A 22,047-nucleotide genomic window follows, 5' to 3' on the forward strand; every position below is an offset into this window, starting at 1 on the left:
TGATGAATGACTAAAATACATACAAAAAACCGGAGTAAAAAGCTACTCCGGTAACATAAGACGTTCTAAGGCATTATTTATTTCAGCCACTACCATCTGATCGGTCTCTTCTTTTAAACAATCCTTTAATACAGCCATTGCTTCCTCGGTACCTATTTTTCCAAGCGCCCATGCTGCTGTACCTCTGATAACAGGCCTAGGATCCTTTTGCAGCAATTCTTTAATTGAAGCAACACTTTCTGAATCCTTAAAATGTGCCAATGCGATAATCGCATTTCTTTGAATGGGCATCTTCCCACGCCAAGAACCTGAAACACTGCCAAACTTCTCTTTAAACTGGCGGTTGCTCAAGCTTAAAAGGGAGACCAGCTGAGGTTTTGCCAACTCAGGATCAGACTCACATTCAGGGTGATTATGAAAATCTATACGGCGATTATAAGGACATGATGTCTGACAGGAATCACATCCATATACTCTGTTACCCATTTTATCTCTGAATTCATAAGGAATCATATCCTTCGTTTGAGTCAGAAAGGATATACATCTCTTTGCATTAATCTGTCCTCCTTGAACCAACGCACCGGTAGGACAGGCATCCAAACATTTTGTACATGTTCCGCACAAATCCTCCATTGGATTATCCGGAGGAAATGGAATGCTTGTAATCATTTCGCCAAGGTACATATATGAACCAAATTCTTCGTTTAAAATCGAACAATTTTTGCCGCTCCAGCCTATACCAGCCCGCTCTGCTACGGCCCGATCAACCAGCTCACCTGTATCTACCATAGAGGATAAATAAGAATTCGGCATGCGCTCTAAAATAAAAGCTTCAAGCTTCTTCAGGCGATCTTTCACCACATAATGATAATCTTGCCCCCAAGAAGAGCGGCTAAAAATGCCACGTCTATCCCCCACTTTACTTTTAGGTGCATCTTTGAGTTTAGATGGATAAGCTACAGCAATAGCTATAATAGATTGTGCTTCTGGCATTAGCCTTCTTGGATTAGTCCTCTTATCTAAATCTGGCTCTTCAAAACCCGATGCAAAATTGAGGTTCTGTTGATCAATCAGTCGTTTCTTTAAAACCTGGAAAGGATCAGCTGATGTAAATCCAATTTGATCAATCCCTATTGTCTTGCTATATTCGATAAGCTCATCTTTGAGTATTTGAAAATCCATCTTAGCCTCTCCTTTCTCTGGAAAATGAATAACTTTTATATGTATGGTAAACTATATCCAATCATTTTGGAGGTGTAAATTTATGCAAATTCATGTAGATCGCCAGCTATTCGCAAAGGCCGGCGATGTAAAAATCGGTATTATCCGCTATCAAGGAATTGTTGCTGATGCCATTCCCCCGATGCTAGTAGGACGCCTTCAGCTCTATATTGAACATTTACATACTGAACTAGAGAGTAAATCCTTGAATGCATACGAAGGGATTGTATCATGGAGGAAAGTATTTAAACAAACTGGAAGTGATCCATCTCGTTACCGTCCCTCAGTAGAATCCTTACTTAGACGCGTCAAAAAAGAAGCATACACACCGTCAGGCAACTCAGCGATTGCTCTCAATAATTTTTTCTCCCTGCAATATACTTGTCCATTAGGAATGGTGATGTAGAATTTCGAATTGGTGTTGCTGAGGATACCTATGAGGGATTAAATGGCCGTGTAAATAAATCGGAGGGTATTATAGGTTCTTTTGATCAAATAGGCCCTTTTGGTAGCCCGTATGTTGATTCTGTACGCACAAGTGTGGATGACCATACTTCAGATGCACTGCATATCATTTATTTTTATCCCGAAATCACCATTGAACAAGCACAGCAAATGATGCGCACGATATCCAAGATGTTCATTCAAGTCCATGGAGGGGAATCTGCCATCCATCTACTGAGCCAAGAATGCAATACTATCAAAATATAAAAAACGCAATGCTTCGTACTCCTAAGTTACGAAACACTGCGTTGTTAACAATTCAAGAGCGGGTGAAGGGAATCGAACCCTCATCATCAGCTTGGAAGGCTGAGGTTTTACCACTAAACTACACCCGCAAAGAAGATAAATATTATACTAGCAGAAAGTTCACCTGATTTCAACCTTTTTTCGACAAAAATCGCATTTTTTTATTTACTTAAAAAGTGACGCCCTTATTTAGTAGGCGTCACTTTTCCCTTATTCTTTTAAGCTTCGATTTCTTTTCGCCTCGTGTTTTGCATAATTTACAAAACAGAAAGCAGATTCAAAAACACCTAATTTCTCTACTTGGCGATATAACGACCAGATTCTTGATGCCGTTTGGTAATTGTTTTTTTCCAAAACATCATTGCTTTTTCTAAGATAAACATAGACATTTTTTAGTCTCTTCGCTTTAAATCCTCTTTTCAATATAGAAAGCCAAAGGGCGAAGTCTTCAGGAATATCTCGGTTATGTACTAATTGAATTTTCCCAACCTTATATTTATCAATCATGACAGTCGAGCAGCCAATAGCTGTTGTATCTCTTAACAAATCTTGATATGTAAGATGAACCGGCATCTCAATAACAGGTTCATATGCTTGGTTCTCCTCATCAATAAACTGATAATCAGTGTAACTAAATGCCAAGTTATGCGCTTCCATGAATTCAAGCTGCTTTTCCAATTTATTCGGTGCCCATAAATCTTTGCTGTTTAGAAAGGCAATATAATGTCCTTTGGCTGCCTGAATAGCCATGTTTCTGGCTTCGCCCGGACCGACATTTTCCTGCAGGGTAATTAATTTAATTCTGGAATCATCCATTAGATACTCTTTTATCATATCCTTGCTATTGTCAGTCGAAGCATCATCAACAATAATTAATTCCCAGTTTTCATAGGTTTGTTTTTTAACTGATTCTATGGTTTGACGAATAAAAACCTTTGAATTATAGCTTGGCATGATAATAGATACCAATGACCTAAATGGAATACTGCTTCTCACGATTCCTCACCCTCCTGATAAAATTTATCCTAAAAGTTATAAAACTCTCCGAATAGTAAATTATTATATAAATATAATAATATTTACCCGTTTTATTCATGTATTAAACACTTCAGATGGGTTTTTCAGACTCTATCCAGACTTTATACATGTCCTATTTACTGAAATAACCAACATGGATTATAATGGAAATACAAGGTGCTTAAGGGTGTGTTTAAATGAAAACTATTATTCAATCATTGGTTGTTTCATTTGTGATTCATATAATCTATATTGGTGGATCCCTAATCGTAGGCTATATAACTATAAAGACTTATAAACCCGATATTAAAGATGAATGGGAAAATGTAAAAATGCTACAAAGTGAAGTGGCTTTTGGAACAGTTGGTTCTCCTTTGTTTTTTCTAATTACCTTCATCGCCGTTGCCTTGATATGCGGAATAATCATTACTACTATTAGGAAATTTGTGCGGATAAAATAAATCAATTCTTTACATGATAGTGAAAGGGGGAAACCCACAATTATCATGGGAGCTTTTTCAATTTTTTATCTTAGCTAATTTTTTACAAAGAAGAGAGTATAAAAATGAACCTTATTAAATATTTAGGTATACAATGTCTACTAATTGGCATGATTATCCTGACTAATTTTTATTTAGACAGTTATATTAGTAAGCCATTTACTTACACGGATTTACTAGCAATAATAATTGGAATTTCTATACTAATCCTTACTTTACATCTTTCTGATAAGTTAAAAAAACGTCTGAAATCTATTTCTTTATTTTACAAAATATCCCTTTCCATATTAGCCATTTTTATTGCAATTATTTATATAGGTCTTATAACAGGAGAAATACAATTTTAACCCTTTTCAACAAAAATTTAAGTAGAGCATTTTATGGTTCAAACATCACATTATTAGTTAAAGAGACAAAAAGAAAAGGATGGCCGGTATCCAGCCATCCTATCTATTAATGAATAATACTGTTTTCTAATTGCTCCTGCTTTTTGGGCTTAGATACCCATACAAAAGATGCCAGCAAGATAACGACCGTGATCAATCCCATAGGCGTACTTCCTGTAAATCCAAGGACAATATACCCTGCCATCGCAACACCCGCACTGATTAAAGCATATGGGATTTGCGTCATCACATGATCAATATGATTCGCACAGGCACCGGTAGAAGAAAGAATGGTTGTATCGGAAATCGGTGAGCAATGGTCACCAAATACCGCACCAGCCAATACAGCCGCCATCGCCGGCAATATCATCGTAATATCTGTTACAGCCGTAATTTCTCCTGCAATCGGAAGCAGGATACCAAATGATCCCCATGAAGTACCCGTTGCAAATGACATCAATCCTGCTATTAAAAATAAAAGTAATGGAAGGAAGGATACATTTAAGTTTAAATCCTGTACAAGTCCAGCCAAATACTGGCCAGTTCCTAGCCTTCCGATTAAATCAACGATTGTCCAGGCAAACAATAAAATATAAACCGCTGGCAGCATGGACCCTATTCCGTGTTTTACTCCTACTGTGAATACCTTTACAGATATTCCATGCAAAACAAAGACTTGTCGTAAAAACATAATGATTGTTACTATAATTCCGATTGTACCACCCAGAACCAATGATTTAGTGACATTAGTATTTTCAAAAATGGTTAGAAGTGTTGCATGTCCAGCAACTGCCTGATAACCTGTCCAAAGCATCGCAGCCACTGTGCCTACAATAAGAGTTACAATGGGGATTACCAAATCTCCAACCCTGCCAGTTGTACTTCTCGGTAAATCTTCTTTTAATTCACCTGGAACTGTCTTGGATGGATTATAAAGAATACCTTCTTTTACCGCTCTATCCTCATGTACTTTCATCGAACCAATATTCCAATTTCGATAGATCACAATGAATACCATCGCCAACGCTGCAATCGCATAAAAATTCATTGGGATCATTTGAATGAACGCTGATATGGAACTGTATTCTGTCACCTCATGAGTGATAAAAATTCCTCCTATCAGTGCAATAATATAAGCCCCCCAGCTGGATACAGGCATAATTACACAGATAGGCGCTGAGGTAGAGTCAATCAAATAGGCAAGCTTAGCTCTCGGTATTTGATGTCTATCTGTAATCGGACGTGCTACCTGGCCAACCGCCAAAGCATTGAAATAATCATCAATGAAAATGAGTATCCCAAGTAATGCAGCTACCAGCTGAGCTCCAACTCTGGTTTTAACATGCTTCATCGCCCATTCACCAAAGGCACGGCTCCCACCGGAAATTGAAATAAAAGCCGTAATAATGCCAAGGATGAGCAAAAATAAAATAATATATATATTAGATACATTGAGTGATCCATCTGATATAAAGATTCCTTTTACTGCTTCCCATATAAGGACACATGTCTCACCAATATTAAAATCAGCAAGCATTAAAGCTGATGCTACAATCCCCACACCAAGTGAAAGCAAAACCTTCCTTGTTATAGCCACCATTAGAATTGCCAATAGTGGGGGAATAAGCGTATAAACTGTCGACTCCATTCCTTTTTTCCTCCTCCAAATAAATAAGGGGAACTCGTCGTGAGTGCTGACCCTTGCGCTCTTACCTTTTATGCAAAAGAAAATAAAGAAGGGCTGCAATAGAGAAATATCTACCGCAGCCCTGTATCAGCTTTTCTTTCTCCATCACGACCTGTAGCTCCTCATTATAAGAACCTCTTATAATGACAGTGTTGCTTTTATTTAAAACAACCCCAGCAAATTCATTTCTGACTAATCAACTTGCTTCGGCAGTTTCCCCTTTCGGCTATGCTCTCTGTTGTCATCCTCACATAGCTTACTCTTGAATCCTGCGCCTCTACCCCATCGGAATGATAAGGTACTATCTAATTGTTATTCTAATATAACAGATTACGTTCCTGTTCACAATGTGGAATAGATGTGTATTTTTTTACAATTATCTGATTAATTATTAGGATGAAGCCTGACTCAATTGCTTAACGAGTAACCCGATCGACAACATGTTAGGCTAATTAATCCAATCCTCTCGTTCCTGTAACCCACACAAAACTAAAACTCCCCTGTAAAAGTTTACAGAGGAGTGATTCACCTTTAATGTCCGCCAAGATAGGCCATCTTTACTTTTTCACTTGAGGTTAACTCATCTGCCGAACCCGAGAGGACGATTTTGCCGGTCTCCACTACATAGGCACGGTTGGCAATCGATAGTGCCAAATTAGCATTTTGTTCAACTAAAAGAATAGTTGTTCCCGCATTATTTATTTCTTCAATTATGCGGAAAATTGTTTTAACCAGTAGTGGAGCCAATCCCATGGAAGGTTCATCGAGTAAAAGCAATTTGGGCTTAGCCATTAATGCCCTTCCCATTGCGAGCATTTGTTGTTCTCCACCTGACAATGTTCCTGCCGGCTGTTTAAGACGTTCGTTCATCCTTGGAAAAAGATCAAATACCTTCTCCATATCCTCTTTAATCCCAGCTCGATCCCTACGTAAATAAGCACCAAGCTGTAAATTTTCTTCCACTGTCATATTGGCAAAAACCCGCCGTCCTTCTGGTACATGTGAGATTCCCTGCTTTACAATCACTTGAGCTGCTTTTCCACCTATGGATTTACCCTGATACATGATTTGACCCTGCTTCGGTTTAAGTAAACCTGAAACAGTTTTAAGTAGTGTACTTTTTCCAGCCCCATTTGCACCGATTAAGGTAACAATTTCCCCTTCGTCAATATGAAAAGAGACACCTTTTAATGCCTGAATATTTCCATAGTAAACGTTAATATCTTCAACCTTCAGCATCAGGAAACCTCCTCGCCAAGATAAGCCTCTATAACCTTAGGATTATTGCGGACTTCATCCGGTGTACCGTGTGCGATTAATTGTCCATGATCAAGTACATAAATACGTTCACATACCCCCATCACAAGCTGCATATCATGCTCAATCAAAAGTACAGTTAAATCAAATTTTTCACGTATTAAGCTGATTAACTCCATCAGCTGACTTGTTTCCTTCGGATTCATACCCGCTGCCGGTTCATCCAGCAGCAGTAACCGCGGACCCGTTGCTAGGGCTCTGGCTATTTCAAGTCTGCGTTGCATTCCATATGGAAGATTCTTGGCCTTTTCATCACGATAAGAATCCAGATTAAATATTTTCAGGAAATCTACAGCCTTTTGGTCCATTTCCAATTCTCCCGAAAAATGATTAGGCATTCGTATAATTGAACTGAGCATAGAATGTTTAGCCTGTGAATGATAAGCAACTTTGACATTATCTATGACAGATAAATCTCCAAACAAGCGAATATTTTGGAATGTCCTGCTAATTCCCTTTCTTGTAATTTTATAAGGCGGTAATTTGTTAAGCTTATCGTCGTTTAAATGAATGGTTCCTTCTGATGGTACGTACACACCAGTTAAAAGGTTGAAAAAGGTGGTTTTCCCTGCTCCATTCGGTCCTATTAAGCCGCACAGTTCACCGGGATACAGCTCCATAGATACATCTGCTACAGCCTTTAACCCTCCGAAATGAATTCCAATTTGGTCAACCTTAAGCAGTGGTTTGGTGGTTTGCATCCTTCATGCCTCCTTTTGTCTTCCTTTTGAAAAATGAGGTAATTTCCTTTGTACCCATCAATCCCTGCGGTCTGTACAGCATTGTCACAATTAGGATAATACTGTAAAGAATCATCCGCGTATCAGAATAATCTGATAGGAAGGAAGAAATTAATGTAAGGAGAATTGCTGCAATCACAGAACCTGACATACTGCCCAATCCCCCAAGCACGACGAATATTAAAATATCAAACGACCGAAGGAAACCAAAGGTTGACGGATTAATAATATAAAAGTTATGAGCATATAACCCACCGGCAATCCCAGCAAAAAAGGCACCAATGACAAAGGCAGCCACCTTATAATAGGTTGTGTTAATACCCATGGAATCAGCTGCTGTTTCATCTTCCCTCACAGATATACAAGCACGACCGTGAGTAGAATTAGTGAAATTCCGAATGACGATAATGGTCACTAGTAAGCAGGCAAAAACCCAAGGCCAGGTTGTCATTTGCGTGACCATCATCCCTCTTGCCCCACCAACGGAGTCCATATTAAGAAAAACAATACGAACTATTTCTCCAAACCCAAGAGTGGCAATCGCCAAATAATCTCCCTTTAAACGCAAGCTCGGGATCCCGATAAGCATGCCTACCAAGGCCGCTGCAATCCCTCCCATTAATAAGGCAGATAAGAATGAGACCTCTAGCATCATAGACATGACAGCAGAAGCATATGCCCCAATTGCCAAAAAGCCAGCATGTCCAATCGAGAACTGGCCCGTAATTCCAATAATTAGATGCAAACTAACTGCCAGAATAATATTAATTCCAATTGTCACAATAAGATTAGTATTAAAAGCATTTAAATATCCGCCTGAAATAAGAACCTGTACCACGATAAACAAGACGAATGAGAGTAAAATAGAGAGCCAAAAACCTTTAACCTTCTTAAGAATTGCCATCGCCATGTCTCCCTTACACTTTTTCTCTTCTGTTTTTTCCGAACAAGCCCTGCGGCATAAAAATTAATATCAAGATGAGGACAACAAATGCAGCTGCATCCCTCCATAAGGATAAACCGGAGGCACTTACCAACCCCTCTACTACACCAAGCAACAGACCGCCTACCATGGCACCTGGAATAATGCCAATCCCTCCAAGGACCGCGGCGACGAAAGCCTTAAGTCCCGGCATTACTCCCATTAATGGCTCTATTTTTGTATAGTAGGTCCCAAATATAACACCCGCTGCTCCCGCAAGTGCTGATCCGATTGCGAACGTAGCAGAAATTGTATTGTTTACGCTGATTCCCATTAATTTAGCAGCATCTGCATCAAATGAAACTGCACGCATCGCCCGGCCAATTTTAGTTTTATGAACAACAAATTGCAGAACGATCATCAAGAAGAGTGAAACACCCAAAATCATCAGCGATTGACTTTTTATCGTAACACCAAAGATATCTATTGAATCTGCTGGCAGAACATTATTTGGATATGCTTCAGGCTGCGCTCCCCTGATTTGGATCATCCCGTTTTCGATTAATAAGGAAACCCCAATGGCCGTAATGAGTGCCGCAATACGAGTCGCATTACGCAGAGGCTTGTACGCAATCCGTTCAATCAAAACTCCAAAGATAGCACAGGCAACCATGGCAAGAAGCAGTGCGGGAAAAAAAGATAATTCCATAAACGTAATCGCATAAAAGCCGATGAAGGCTCCAACCATAAATACATCGCCATGTGCAAAATTAATCAATTTTACAATTCCATACACCATCGTATAACCGAGCGCTATTAACGCGTAAATACTGCCAAGTGATATCCCATTTACAAGTTGCTGAATAAATTCCATAACCTTAGACTCCCCTCGGTCATTATTTCAAAAATAGGAAGCTTTATCACAAAGCTTCCTATTCCTCATTCTTATGGATTTACCTTTGTTTCAAAAACTTGCTCACCATTTTCATATTTTAAAATGGCCGCAGATTTAACCGGATTATGATTTTTATCCATCGTTAAATTCCCCGATACAAGCTGTAAATCTTTTGTTTCAGCAAGTGCATCTTTAATTTTTTCCGGTGTTGCGTCATCTCCTGCGCGTTTTATCGAATCTGCAATGAAGTAGGCTGTGTCATAACCAAGTGCTGCAAAGGCGTCCGGTGATTTATCTTTATATTTCTTTTTAAATGCCGATACAAAATCCTGGATTTTTTTGTCCGGATCTCCAGCAGAATAATGGTTCGTGATAAAGGTATTATTCAGCGCTTCCTTACCGGCAATTTCTAGTAACTTAGGAGAATCCCAACCGTCTCCTCCCATAACTGGAACTTCAATTCCTGACTCACGTGCTTGTTTTAAAATTAATCCAACTTCTTCATAGAATGCTGGAACAAAAACAAAGTCCGGATTTGCTTTTTTGATTCTTGTCAATGTTGATTGGAAATCGGTATCTTTTTGCAGGAATGCTTCTTCTGCTACAATTTGACCGCCTGCTTTTGTAAATGCATCTTTAAATGCTGCAGCTAGCCCCTTGGAATAGTCACTGGAGCTATCAATATAGATAGCAGCTGTTTTTGCATCTAATTCCTGCTGAGCAAAATTCGCTGCAACTGTTCCCTGGAACGGATCAATGAAACACGTTCTAAAAACATATTCATTAACCTTGCCATCCTTCGAAGTAATCGTTTCGTTCGTCCCTGTAGGTGTAATTAATGGAACTTTGTTATCATTGGCAACCTGGACCTGCGCCAATGTATTTGTACTTGTCGCCGCACCAATCATGACATCCACCTTATCCTGGCTGGCAAGCTTGATTGCTCCGGTCGTTGCTTCTGCTGCATCTGACTTGTTATCATATTTTACTATTTTCAGTTTTTTGCCACCGACACCTTCTTTGTTTATTTCTTCAAGTGCCAGATCCATCCCTTCCACAATGGATTGACCATAGGATGCCCCACCGCCAGTTAACTCAAGGTTGGCTCCAATTTTAATCGTATCTCCTTTTTCTCCGCCGCCTGATTTCTCTCCACCGCAGCCGGCCAAAACACCCATACCTAATGATAATGAAAGAATAATACCAGCTAGTTTCTTCTTTTTCATTACACATGCCCCCTATTTTTCTTATAGATAAAGATATGAAACGGTGATTTGATTGAAAGATTAAAATATTCTGAATATAGTTTAACCCCTACTGGAAAATATGTACATATATTTTTTTATTTTAAAATCTGCTAACTGTTATCCTATAAATTCACTTAAATCTATAGGGATAATCAGTAAAATATTAAATACGCTAGCTGGATAAAGCTGTTTTCAGCTCAAGAATACAGGAATGAAAAATATAACCAACACGTTAGGAGGCGACAATATGACAGACAAAAATAACACTGAAGGATTACGAGAACTCGAAAGAAAAGTTCAAAACAGTCAGAAGAAGCCAGAAAACGCAATTGATAAAGGCCGTAAACCGGATCAACAAAATCGCCTAAAGAACCAAGAAACTAGACTGCCTTAAATTATATTAAAACTGAAGAAACCCAGTCTCTTGACTGGGTTCTCTTTTATGTATGAAATGCCTACTTTTTTTAATATTCCTTAAAATCATCCACAAATCATAATTTTCTTTTTAGAGTGCATATATTATTGGTAGTTCATCTCTTAAAAAAATGTTCAGGGATTATGTTATAAAGGAATGGCTGAACTATCTTTGTATGTTTTCTATTAATTTCAACACTACCTCTATTATAATATTGAATTACCTCAATCCATAACTCTTCCATTTAAAAAAACTACCCCACTAAAGTAACTCTTTTTTCCTAAACCTAACAAAATCCAAAACTAAATAGTAACCCAGGAATTGCATTCTTTTATAAACTTAATATACAGTTAAAATATAGAGAATTTATAGTACTTGTAAAAGAAAGGTTATTTTATGTATAAGATTAATGCTGTTTCTAAATTATTAGATATGCCAACTGTTACTATTCGATCATGGGAAACCCGTTATCATGCTATTACTCCGAAACGTACTGAATCGGGTCATAGAGTATATACAGAAGAAAATGTAAATGATTTAAAATGGCTCAAAAAACAGGTTCAGGATCATAAGATGAGCGTCAGCCAGGCAGTTCAGCTTCTGAAAATCCACAAAGGTGAAATTGAAAAGGAGCAATTAATCGACAACACGATTAATCATTCATTTGAAGCGCAAATTAATGAATTATTTGAAGCAACGCTACATTTTGATTCCGAGAGATGCAATCAGCTCTTTGATTTATATTTTTCTCAATTTCATTATAAAACGGTCTTTTATTCAATTGTCGTCCCACTTATGTATAAAGTTGGAGATGCTTGGGAAAAGGGAGAGTTGTCTGTTATTAAGGAGCATATGATCAGTAATATTGTGCTTCAGCGTGCCATTAATTTTTTTACGATTTTCCATTCATCCCCCATTCTACCCAAAGTGATTGCCATTTGTCCGGAAGGGGAGCATCATCAACTTGGATTAATCCTCTTTACTCTCTTTTTAAAAGAGCAGCATTATCCAGTCTATTATATAGGCGCCGATACACCACTTGATGGGTTGGATGAGTTGATTAAGGAAAAAGATATTGAGATAGTGGCCATTTCTATCTCCAGTGATGAACACGAACTGAAGGCCCAAAAATATATAGATATTCTTTATAAGCAAAATCCAAAGTTAAAATTCATCATCGGCGGTTTAGGAATTAAAGAAAGCAAAAAACAAGAACCTCGCTGGGATGTATCTCCGTTTGACAAAGACTGGCTGAACATCATGAGTCAGATTAATGATTATAAAAATTAAATACTTACTTCATGCCCCAATTCCTGTTGGGGCATTTTTCTTTTCATAATTAAAGTTACCTCAAATTCAATTATTTGCTATTATTATATTTTTCTTATACATTATCTATATATTAATTATATTTTAAATACAAATAATGTGAGGATGGGGTACATGTTTTTAGCCTGGAATGAAATAAAGAATAATAAACTTCGCTTTTTATTAATTGTCGGTGTTTTAACACTCGTTTCCTACCTAGTATTCTTTTTATCCGGATTAGCTAATGGGCTTGAAAACCTAAATAAAGAAGCCGTTGATAAATGGGAGGCAGATGGAGTCATACTGACGGATGAATCAGATATAAATCTCCCGCAATCAACTTTGGCAATCGGCGATTTTGAGGGGGACGGTACAGATGAATACGCCATTTTGTCTCAAGTAAACTCCATCGCAAAAACAGATGATATAAAAACAAATGTCTCACTTTTCGGTATCAATGAAGATGAATTTATTATGCCTGATGTAAGTGAAGGGAAGGCTTTTAGTAAAATGGGTGATGTAATAGCCGATGATTCTCTCAAAGATGAAGGGTTTAAAATTGGCGATGAATTGAGCCTTTCTTCTACGGACATCACTCTTACGATTACCGGATTCACTGAGGATGCAAAATTTAATGCTGCACCAGTATTGTATGGATCACTGGAAACGATACAGGAAGTTCGTTTTGGTGATGCAGCAGAGCAAAAAGATGATCAAATTAATGGTTATGTCATTCGTACAGATAACTTAGAAAGCGTCGCTGTCGACGATTCACTTAGTGTGGTTTCAACACAAACATTTATTGAAAACATGCCCGGATATTCCGAACAAAACTTGACATTAACCTTTATGATCTATTTTCTATTTATCATATCTGCCGTCATCCTGGCGATATTCCTTTATGTATTAACCATTCAAAAAATCAGTATTTTCGGAGTTATGAAAGCACAGGGAATTTCCAACAGCTATTTGTCCAAATCAGTGATTGCCCAAACATTTATCCTATCCTTAGCAGGAGTTATTGTTGGTTTCACCATAACTCTTATAACCGGATATTTCTTACCAGCAGCTGTTCCTGTTGCCTTTAACTATATGGATATGCTGATATACGCTGCTGTCCTGGTTATTGTATCTATACTTGGAGCGCTATTCTCTGTACAGACTATTGTCAAAATCGATCCTTTAGACGCGATAGGAGGTTAACATAATGGCATTACTTGAATTAAAAGAGGTCAACAAAGTTTTCATGTCCGGCCGTACAGAAATCGAAGCATTAAAAACTACTAACTTTTCGGCAGATTCAGGAGAATTAATTGCCGTTATCGGTCCTTCCGGTTCTGGAAAAAGTACTTTTCTAACCATTGCGGGCGGTCTTCAAGCACCAAGCAACGGTGAAGTGATTGTAAATGATCAAAACCTGACTAACCTAAAGGAAAAAGAACGAGCATCCATTCGTTTAAAAGAAATAGGCTTTGTTTTGCAAGCCTCTAACCTTGTACCCTTTCTTACAGTAAATCAGCAAATGCATTTACTGGATAAAGTAAAGAAGGATAATATGGATAATACTCAAATTCAAAGCCTTTACAGGGCACTTGGAATTGAGGATTTGCTTACCAGTTTTCCATCAGATTTATCGGGTGGTGAGCGCCAACGTGTTGCATTAGCAAAAGCATTATATACAGATCCTAGTATCATTCTTGCTGATGAACCAACCGCCTCCCTTGATTCTGACCGCGCCTTTGAGGTAATGGAAATGTTGAAAAATGCAACTACCAATCATGGTAAAACAACCATTGTGGTCACACACGATACAAGACTAATAGATTATTGTGATAAAGTTTATAAAATTATTGATGGAACGCTAAACCTCGAATCTCATAAATAAATAGCTTACCCTCTGTTTTAAAGAGCCTTTCTCTGTAAAGAAGAGAGGCTCTTTTCTCATTGCCCACGCTATTTTTATTATTCCCAAATTATAAATTTACTGTTTTTTCTAAAATATTAGATTGTTAACAAGAATGTTTAAGCTTGCTTGCTAAATTGGTATATAACACTACTAATTAATAAATGACATAAAGAAGGAAAGAGGCATAATAATGGAACCTGCCATTAAAGAAACATCACCTATATATAAACGTAAAAAGAAAAGAAAATTAAAAAGAGATTTAAAAACCAGGCATTTAACAATGATTTCTCTCGGCGGAACGATTGGTACGGGATTATTTCTGGCTAGTGGAAATACAGTTCATGCTGCCGGTCCTGGCGGTGCCCTTGTTGCCTTCGCAATTGTTGGTATAATGGTATATTTTTTAATGACAAGTCTGGGAGAGATGGCCGCACATATGCCCGTTGCGGGATCATTCAGTATCTATGGAGAAAAGTTCGTCGATCCTGCCTTTGGCTTCGCACTTGGCTGGAATTACTGGTATAGTTGGGCAGTCACGATTGCAGCAGAGCTATCAGCGATTGTGTTAATAATGAAGTTTTGGTTTCCTGATAGCCCTTCAGCATTATGGAGTGGATTATTTCTTCTCATTATTTTTCTACTAAACGCTCTCTCTGTTAAAAGCTTCGGAGAGTCAGAATATTGGTTCTCATTAATAAAAGTAATTGCCATTATTGTTTTTATTGGTACAGGTGTCTTGATGATATTTGGAATTATGGGCGGAGAAGCCATTGGATTCAAGAATTTCACAGTTGATGATGCACCTTTTAATGGAGGAATCATGGCTATATTAGGAGTCTTTATGGTCGTTGGTTTTTCATTTCAAGGGACAGAGCTTATTGGGATTACGGCCGGAGAAAGTAAGGAACCAGCAAAAACTATTCCTAAAGCTGTAAATTCAGTTTTTTGGAGGATTTTAATTTTCTTTATTCTTTCTATCTTAATCATCGGTTTAGTGATTCCCTATACTACTCCGGACCTTGCTGCTACCGATAGTGTCGTAAAAAGTCCTTTCACTCTTCTATTTGAGCGCGCTGGCATTGCCTTTGCTGCATCTGTTATGAACGCAATCATCCTGACCGCCATTCTTTCAGCAGGTAACTCAGGAATGTATGCAGCAGCCCGAATGCTATGGAACTTAGCAGAAAGAGGACATGCTCCAAAATTCCTTGGAAAATTGAGCAAAAAAGGTGTACCCATCAATGCCTTAATTGCTACTGGCCTGGTTGGCTGTCTGGCATTTTTAAGTTCATTTTTTGGAGATGGTGTGGTTTATGTCTGGCTCATTAATGCAGCCGGTTTATCTGGGTTTATTGCCTGGCTTGGCATCGCCATTAGCCACTATCGTTTTCGCAGAGCATATGTGGCTCAGGGATATGATGTAAATGATCTTCCTTATAAAGCAAAATGGTTCCCGTTCGCACCGCTCGCTGCTGCCACACTATGTACCCTGATCATACTTGGCCAAAATACCGATGCCTTATTTGGCGGTACTATAGATTGGTACGGTTTATTAGTATCCTATATCAGTCTTCCGCTATTTCTAATTTTGTGGTTTGGATATAAATATAGTAAGAAAACAAAAGTTGTTTCTCTAAAAGAAATGAATGTAAAGAAAATTAAAGCCTAAAAAGAATGAAGAACCTCTAGTTACTAATGGAGGTTCTTCATTCGTTGCAAAGATAACTCCCTCTATTTCATCTCCCCTCTTCCTCGAGCAAACGGTCTAATAGTGCGTAATAAATCATTTACATTCTTTAGTAGCAGTTAGCTTCTCCGTCCATCTAAAATGCAAAAAAATCGCATCCGTTTCCTCATCCACTTATTTTTCGGATAATGACATTCAAGATTTTTTGAATAATCTAAGTAGGTATGTGGAATCATTTTCATAAAAGCCACGTTCTCTTCCTTTTTGCTAAAAATGGGCTGGTCGTAAGGAGATATATATGGAACATAGAATAAGAAAATTTCTTTCATTATCAGCTAATTCCTTAGTTATGGGAATGATCCTGGCATTAGTAGGTGGGTTTTTAGATGCTTATACATACGTTACAAGGGACGGAGTTTTTGCAACTGCACAAACAGGAAATACCGTTTTATTTGCGGTGAGAGCAGCCAGCACAAAATACGGTGCAGCCATTCAGAATGTACCGCCTTTTTTAGCTTTTATTGCCGGCGTGTTAACAGCCGAATACATCAAAGACAAACACGATATGCATAGACGAGCAGTTTTAATACTGGAGTGTGTCATTTTATTTATTGTCGGTTGGTTACCAGGAAGTGTACCGAATATGATTGTCACTATGAGCATTGCCTTTGTATCCTCCCTGCAAATCGCTACCTTTAACAAATTGGAAAATTGGAGCTACAATTCAACCATCACAACCGGAAATCTGCGAACTGCCTCTTCAGCTTTTTACGGCGCCTTTATAGATCGTGATTCAGAATCAAAAAGAAAATTTAAAGGGTTTTCCGCCATTATACTCTCCTTTATTTTTGGTGCATTAGTTGGGACCTATTCCAGTATTCATATGGGGAACACAGCCATCTGGATAGCAGCCAGTATTATCCTGCTCACCGTTATTTTATATCATAAAAATAAAGGATTTATGGAGGACAATAATACCTCCTGACCTAATGAAAAATGCTAGTTTTCAACACCTTACCAAGAGATAGGGTTAGGTGAAATTCTTTAATTCCAGATCAAAAAACAAAAAAAGAAAAACAGCTGCTTTTACACAGCTGTTTAATACTCGGATTTCATTAGAAAGCTCAGCTATAAACATAGCTTTCTCGCATTTCTTCTTTAGCCATCCCGATTAAAATATTCTTATTTGGAGAAAGCTCTTTTTGTAAATTTCCACTTATCATGTATTCTTTCCAATCACCATGCGGAATATAAATGGTACTACTCTCAAAAATTGAATCTTTGTCTTTGTTATAGAAATAAACAAAACATTTTTCTTTTTGATGGGTATGAAGATTTTCTACTTCCAGCACTACTTTATGGTATTCATTTTCGGGATTATTTTCACTAATGTATCCCTCCATCTCATCCATTGCCTTCATTGTATCCTCGTAACAATCTTCTTTTATGACCATGATTTCTCCCCATACTACATCTTCACCAAATGTAATAGCAGGATAACCTTTATACGGCATATGATATAATTTCATATTTTCTAATTTGGCTTCTTTTTTCTCAATGACCTTATTAGCTAAATACTTATTATAATTGAAAAACCCTTCCCGTAAGCTTCCATAAACAAAAAGATTGATCCGACTCATTAACAAATCTCTCCGCCGATTGCTTTTATATCTTCGTCATAGATAACACAAGCTTCAATAGCCAGTTCCAAGCCCTTTACAATATCATTTAACGACATAAACGGAGTATTTTTCTTATCCATCACTTGAGAAGTCATATAAGGGATGTGAATAAATCCACCTTTTATATTTGGATACTTCTTATCAATCATGTAAAGAATTCCGTACATTACATGGTTACATACAAATGTTCCGGCTGTATTTGATAACGTTGCCGGGATTCCATTTTCACTCATATGTTTAACCATAGCTTTTACTGGTAAGTTTGAGAAATAAGCAGGTTGACCATCCGGTTGGATAACTGCATCAATTGGTTGATTACCTTCGTTATCTTTAATTCTATAATCATCCAGGTTAATAGCAACTCTTTCAGGAGTTATATCAAATCTTCCTCCTGCCTGCCCTACTGATATGACAATATCCGGCTTGTGCTGTTCTATTGCATTCTCTATTGCTTCAACAGATTTATTTTGAACCGTCGGTATAATGACCTTAATAACCTCTGCTCCTGCGATTTTGTTGTTTACCATTTTAACAGCTTCTTCAGCTGGATTTACTGGCTCTCCTCCGAATGCATCAAATCCAGTTATTAATACTTTCATAATTTATTCTCCTATTGTAAGTTTTTTATCTTAAAATCCCCAAATATACATCATAAATATATGAACAACTAATAATGTTAAAGCGATTGGAGCTTGTGCCTTTATGACTGAATTCTTATCTTTTAGTTCAAGCAATGCAGCTGGTAACATATTGAAGTTCGCAGCCATAGGTGTAATTAATGTTCCACAGTATCCAGCTGTTAATGCCAGAGTTCCACAGATAAGGGGGTCTCCGCCTATAGCAAATACAAACGGAACACCGATTCCAGCCGTTATTACAGCAAATGCGGCAAATGCATTACCCATGATAGCTGTAAATAAAGCCATACCTACACAATAAGTTGCTACACCTACCAATGCATTACCTGTTGGGATCACATTCGAAATAATCGATGCAATCTTATCGCCTACACCCGCTGTCGTAAATAATACGCCTAATGAAGCTAATAATTGAGGCAGAATCGCAAATGCTCCAATTGATTGATACATTCTATTTGTATCCTCTAATAGCTCTTTAGAAGTAGCTTTAGTTAATATAAACGTTAATACTAATGCTATTGTTGATGCTATGCCAATCGCTACCGTTCCAGGGAAACTTGTAAATTGAGCCACAAGCATGGCTATAACTGCGATAGACAGTGATGGGATGAAAATTTTCAAGCCTAATTTTTCTGCTTTTAGGTTAGCGAATGTCTCATCTAATTGTTTTAACGTTCCAATATTTATTTGCTTAGTTGCCGATAATACAGCGATAAGAACTACTAAAATACCTACTATCGTACTTGGAATATAGTTTCCAAGTATGAAAATTACGGCTAGTATTCCCCAAAACATAGCTGTACCGATTCTTGTTTTGTGGTTTTTATCCTTTAAAGTAAATACCATGGTAACTCCCATGAATAAACCGATTATAATATAAAAGAGTTCTAATAAAAGATTAGAGATTTGTGTTATATCCATTATTGTTCACCTCGTCCTTCTCCATTTTTACTAGAATATTTTTGCGTCATTTTTCTATCGAATAATAAATTTTGAGCAGTCCAGAATATGAATGCAATAACGGCAACTGGTACTGAAACTTTCGCTACTTCAAGTGTATCTACCTGCATGCCTAGCCCTTCCAGTGTAGATGCAATTAAAAGTACACCTGCATTTGCGATGAATACATTTTGTGCAAAGAAATTACCGATATTATCAGATGCTGCTGAGTATGATTTTATTTTTTCAATATCTTTTTCGTCGACCTTATCTCCGTATTTAGCAACGGCTGCACCTTCTGCCATTGGGCTTACTAAAGGTCTAACAAATTGTGGGTGTCCACCAAGTGTTACGCCCATACCAATCGTTACTTCTCTTATAAACGTATAACCACTCAGTAATTTTCCTACTGATAAACTGCTTGCTTTTTTAATAAGCATAACTGCCTTGGCTTTTAATCCGTATCTTTCACTCAACCCTATAACAGGAATGGTAATCAAAAATAAACAAGTTACTCTATTTGATACAAATGCTTCTCCAAGTGTATTAAGTATATCTACGATATTCATGTTTGCCACAAGTCCAGTCGAAATACCTGCTACAACTACTACTGCAATGGTATCTAACTTTAGTGCAAATCCTATTATTATAATCAAGATCCCTAATAGTTCCATTACTACTCTCCCATTCTAACATTTTTGTTATTCTACAATAATTTATAATTATATAGTCATCTTTTAACATTGTAAATAACACGTATAAATATACTTCAACATTTTAATCTGGTAAAGGAGTAAAATATGGTTATTATCAATAATAGATGACAGAAATGAAATGACAGAATAATAAATAACTTAAAAAGCCTTGCTACATAATTTCGTAGCAAGGCTTTGATTACTATTATACAGAAATAATAATTATATGACTAATGAACCTTCATAGCATTAGTAAAATTCCTGAAATTTAGACGCTTTAATTTAGATATTTCCCATTTTCTCTTTCCATTCCATCACATACTTTTCGAGTACATTTTTTAACTCTTGGCCAATATGCAAATAGTCTTCATCATTTAGATTAGCAAGAGATACACGAATGGACCATACTGGTGCTGAAAATCCTTCGCCGCTTAATAATACTATCGATGAGTTTTCTGCAAGGCGATATAAAATATCAACCGGGTTATAATTCTTTTTCAGGTAATCGGTGAACCCTTTATCAAAATGATGATTACACCAGATTTCCAAATCGATTTCTGTATAATAATCTGCATCATTGGGCAAATGTTTCTTAGGTAAACCAAGACCTTTGTATAATAAATTCATCCTCCGATGTAAAATGTCTATTGTTTTTTTCTTGTATTCATTATTGGTATCGAGCATTGCAAAAATTGAAAATAAAGCCATTTGTACTTGTTGTGGTGTCGATAATCCAGCTGTGTGATTCATCGCAACGGCTCTGCTATCTGCAACTATTCGATCGATAAACGTAAGACTTTCTGGATTCCGTGTAAGCGAAGCGTATCTTTTATGTAGAACCTCCTTCGTTTCTTCTGGTAAATCATCGACTAATTTATCAAAGACATTGGATCGATTTATGGAAATCGTCCCTAATCGCCAGCCTGTCACACCAAAATATTTAGAAAATGAATAGACCCCAATTGTATTGAATGGTAAATCCACCATTAAGGAACGGAACCCTTCAACAAAAGTACCATATACATCATCTGAAATTATCATAAGATTTGGATTATCTTGTTTCACGATTTGTATGATTTTTTCTGTGGATTTCTTTTCCAAAGAAACTGAAGGCGGATTGCTCGGATTTACTAAAAAAAGTGCTTTAATGTCCGTATCTTTTAATTTTTCTATTTCTTCATCAGGGTATTGCCATGTATGCTGTCCTTCATTGTTTAATTCGGTTGCTTCAATTTTCACAAGTTCGTAATCATTGTTAGGAAGCTCTGGAATCTCTATATAAGGCGGAAAAATTGGAACCATCACCGCAATCTTAGATCCTTTGGGCAGCAAATAATTTTTAAATAACGTATCAAATATATAACACATCGCTGCCGTTGCTCCTTCAACAGCAAATAAATCAAACGGACCAGCCGACGAATCACCATTACATAGCTCTTTAATTAAAAAATCATGTACAACCTGTTCAGTTCTAACAAGCATTCGATCCGGAATCGGGTAATTATCACCAATAATTCCATCTACTAATTCATAGACCCATGTATCTGGCTCAAACTGTTTATTTTTGATACCGTATTGAATAATTTCTTTCAGCAAATGAATTCCTGGAACTTGCTGATTGGCCTCAACATATTTATTAAAACGTTCTGCAATTCCTATCCGACTTGGCATCCCCGCTAAATTGCCATCATCCCATACTTGCCTCGATTCTGTAACAGCGAATTGCCCTAAAGCAAAAAACGCTTCTCGAGGTGTCGCTGCAATCCAATTAGGATTCCCCCGTCCTGCATCCAGCATAGTTCTAGTGATTCTCATTTTTCCTTTTGCAAGATCAATGAGCTTATCTTTTAACTCAAACGGACTTATTTTCTCCAATTGATGACTTTCCTTTTTTAGTTCATCCATCAAGATCCTCCTAATAAACTGCTAAAACCATATAAAAAGTATTCCACAAGTACACGTGGAATATAATCGAACTCATTTATTTCTCTCATTAACAGAATATTGAGGGACCTATAAAAATTTAATAACGGTTAGAACTTTCTCTCTCATTACAAAAAAATCTGACCTATTAATCAAAAAAATAAGTCAGATT

At 37.2% G+C, this 22,047-nt stretch carries 22 protein-coding genes, 1 tRNA gene and 1 riboswitch; of the genes, 9 read left to right on the forward strand and 14 right to left on the reverse strand.

The window, feature by feature from the left end; translation table 11 throughout:
- Window positions 1-42: 42 nt before the first annotated feature.
- The gene (queG, locus tag FHY47_RS16595) at window positions 43-1,182 is read right to left on the reverse strand and encodes a tRNA epoxyqueuosine(34) reductase QueG (protein ID WP_148631182.1); all 1,140 of its coding nucleotides are present in this window, start codon (window positions 1,180-1,182) and stop codon (window positions 43-45) included.
- A gap of 82 nt (window positions 1,183-1,264) precedes the next feature.
- On the opposite strand from queG, the gene FHY47_RS19350 reads away from it, so the two are divergent.
- A complete protein-coding gene (locus FHY47_RS19350) occupies window positions 1,265-1,627 on the forward strand; it encodes a hypothetical protein (protein WP_262366034.1) in 363 nt (120 codons plus the stop codon).
- Window positions 1,603-1,932: a hypothetical protein gene (locus FHY47_RS19355; RefSeq protein WP_262366035.1), complete on the forward strand. Its 330-nt coding sequence runs from the start codon at window positions 1,603-1,605 to the stop codon at window positions 1,930-1,932. Before FHY47_RS19350 ends, FHY47_RS19355 begins: the two co-directional genes overlap by 25 nt.
- Before the next feature lie 57 nt (window positions 1,933-1,989).
- On the opposite strand, the gene FHY47_RS16605 is transcribed toward FHY47_RS19355, so the two are convergent.
- Window positions 1,990-2,060 (reverse strand) — tRNA-Gly (locus FHY47_RS16605).
- Between the two features lie 121 nt (window positions 2,061-2,181).
- Window positions 2,182-2,967: a glycosyltransferase family 2 protein gene (locus FHY47_RS16610; RefSeq protein WP_148631184.1), complete on the reverse strand. Its 786-nt coding sequence runs from the start codon at window positions 2,965-2,967 to the stop codon at window positions 2,182-2,184.
- A gap of 218 nt (window positions 2,968-3,185) precedes the next feature.
- On the opposite strand from FHY47_RS16610, the gene FHY47_RS16615 reads away from it, so the two are divergent.
- The gene (locus FHY47_RS16615; RefSeq protein WP_066102780.1) at window positions 3,186-3,449 is read left to right on the forward strand and encodes a hypothetical protein; all 264 of its coding nucleotides are present in this window, start codon (window positions 3,186-3,188) and stop codon (window positions 3,447-3,449) included.
- A gap of 492 nt (window positions 3,450-3,941) precedes the next feature.
- Here the strand turns inward: FHY47_RS16615 and FHY47_RS16620 are convergent, their stop codons facing one another.
- From FHY47_RS16620 to FHY47_RS16645, 6 genes are all read right to left on the reverse strand, one after another.
- On the reverse strand, window positions 3,942-5,522 hold the full coding sequence (locus FHY47_RS16620; RefSeq protein ID WP_148631186.1) for a Na+/H+ antiporter NhaC family protein: 1,581 nt from the start codon (window positions 5,520-5,522) through the stop codon (window positions 3,942-3,944).
- A 146-nt stretch (window positions 5,523-5,668) separates the two neighbouring features.
- Window positions 5,669-5,849, reverse strand: a riboswitch (Lysine riboswitch).
- A gap of 243 nt (window positions 5,850-6,092) precedes the next feature.
- Window positions 6,093-6,800, reverse strand: a complete 708-nt coding sequence (locus FHY47_RS16625) for an ABC transporter ATP-binding protein (protein WP_066102789.1) — start codon at window positions 6,798-6,800, stop codon at window positions 6,093-6,095.
- Window positions 6,800-7,579 (reverse strand): ABC transporter ATP-binding protein, encoded by a 780-nt coding sequence (locus FHY47_RS16630; protein WP_066102791.1) that lies wholly within the window; start codon window positions 7,577-7,579, stop codon window positions 6,800-6,802. Before FHY47_RS16630 ends, FHY47_RS16625 begins: the two co-directional genes overlap by 1 nt.
- Window positions 7,554-8,522: a branched-chain amino acid ABC transporter permease gene (locus FHY47_RS16635; protein WP_066102793.1), complete on the reverse strand. Its 969-nt coding sequence runs from the start codon at window positions 8,520-8,522 to the stop codon at window positions 7,554-7,556. Before FHY47_RS16635 ends, FHY47_RS16630 begins: the two co-directional genes overlap by 26 nt.
- A 13-nt stretch (window positions 8,523-8,535) precedes the next feature.
- Window positions 8,536-9,414, reverse strand: coding sequence for a branched-chain amino acid ABC transporter permease (locus FHY47_RS16640; protein ID WP_066102795.1), 879 nt, complete (start codon window positions 9,412-9,414; stop codon window positions 8,536-8,538).
- A gap of 71 nt (window positions 9,415-9,485) precedes the next feature.
- A complete protein-coding gene (locus FHY47_RS16645) occupies window positions 9,486-10,661 on the reverse strand; it encodes an ABC transporter substrate-binding protein (RefSeq protein WP_066102797.1) in 1,176 nt (391 codons plus the stop codon).
- A gap of 268 nt (window positions 10,662-10,929) precedes the next feature.
- On the opposite strand from FHY47_RS16645, the gene FHY47_RS19050 reads away from it, so the two are divergent.
- The 6 genes from FHY47_RS19050 to FHY47_RS16670 all read left to right on the forward strand — a co-directional run bounded on the left by FHY47_RS19050 (window position 10,930) and on the right by FHY47_RS16670 (window position 16,983).
- Window positions 10,930-11,076 (forward strand): hypothetical protein, encoded by a 147-nt coding sequence (locus tag FHY47_RS19050; RefSeq protein ID WP_175354247.1) that lies wholly within the window; start codon window positions 10,930-10,932, stop codon window positions 11,074-11,076.
- A gap of 417 nt (window positions 11,077-11,493) precedes the next feature.
- Window positions 11,494-12,387 (forward strand): MerR family transcriptional regulator, encoded by an 894-nt coding sequence (locus FHY47_RS16650; RefSeq protein WP_140462308.1) that lies wholly within the window; start codon window positions 11,494-11,496, stop codon window positions 12,385-12,387.
- Window positions 12,388-12,540: 153 nt separating this feature from the next.
- Complete coding sequence (locus FHY47_RS16655; RefSeq protein WP_148631189.1) at window positions 12,541-13,608, forward strand: ABC transporter permease; 1,068 nt, start codon at window positions 12,541-12,543, stop codon at window positions 13,606-13,608.
- 4 nt (window positions 13,609-13,612) lie between these two features.
- Window positions 13,613-14,290, forward strand: coding sequence for an ABC transporter ATP-binding protein (locus FHY47_RS16660; RefSeq protein ID WP_066102807.1), 678 nt, complete (start codon window positions 13,613-13,615; stop codon window positions 14,288-14,290).
- A gap of 211 nt (window positions 14,291-14,501) precedes the next feature.
- Window positions 14,502-15,980, forward strand: coding sequence for an amino acid permease (locus FHY47_RS16665; protein WP_140462306.1), 1,479 nt, complete (start codon window positions 14,502-14,504; stop codon window positions 15,978-15,980).
- 316 nt (window positions 15,981-16,296) lie between these two features.
- Complete coding sequence (locus FHY47_RS16670) at window positions 16,297-16,983, forward strand: YoaK family protein (protein WP_066102813.1); 687 nt, start codon at window positions 16,297-16,299, stop codon at window positions 16,981-16,983.
- Window positions 16,984-17,122: 139 nt separating this feature from the next.
- Here the strand turns inward: FHY47_RS16670 and FHY47_RS16675 are convergent, their stop codons facing one another.
- The 5 genes from FHY47_RS16675 to aspD form a co-directional block, all read right to left on the reverse strand.
- Window positions 17,123-17,638 carry a gamma-glutamylcyclotransferase family protein gene (locus FHY47_RS16675; RefSeq protein WP_077247998.1) on the reverse strand — a complete coding sequence of 172 codons (516 nt, stop codon included), beginning with the start codon at window positions 17,636-17,638 and terminating at the stop codon, window positions 17,123-17,125.
- Window positions 17,638-18,279, reverse strand: coding sequence for a pyroglutamyl-peptidase I (gene pcp / locus FHY47_RS16680; RefSeq protein ID WP_066102816.1), 642 nt, complete (start codon window positions 18,277-18,279; stop codon window positions 17,638-17,640). Before pcp ends, FHY47_RS16675 begins: the two co-directional genes overlap by 1 nt.
- Before the next feature lie 30 nt (window positions 18,280-18,309).
- On the reverse strand, window positions 18,310-19,239 hold the full coding sequence (locus FHY47_RS16685; protein WP_148631191.1) for a DUF979 domain-containing protein: 930 nt from the start codon (window positions 19,237-19,239) through the stop codon (window positions 18,310-18,312).
- Window positions 19,239-19,931 carry a DUF969 domain-containing protein gene (locus FHY47_RS16690; protein ID WP_148631193.1) on the reverse strand — a complete coding sequence of 231 codons (693 nt, stop codon included), beginning with the start codon at window positions 19,929-19,931 and terminating at the stop codon, window positions 19,239-19,241. The genes FHY47_RS16685 and FHY47_RS16690 overlap by 1 nt, the downstream gene beginning before the upstream one ends.
- Before the next feature lie 303 nt (window positions 19,932-20,234).
- A complete protein-coding gene (aspD, locus tag FHY47_RS16695; RefSeq protein ID WP_148631196.1) occupies window positions 20,235-21,857 on the reverse strand; it encodes an aspartate 4-decarboxylase in 1,623 nt (540 codons plus the stop codon).
- Between the last annotated feature and the right edge of the window lie 190 nt (window positions 21,858-22,047).

The organism is Bacillus sp. E214 (assembly GCF_008087365.1).
Classification (GTDB): domain Bacteria; phylum Bacillota; class Bacilli; order Bacillales; family Pradoshiaceae; genus Pradoshia.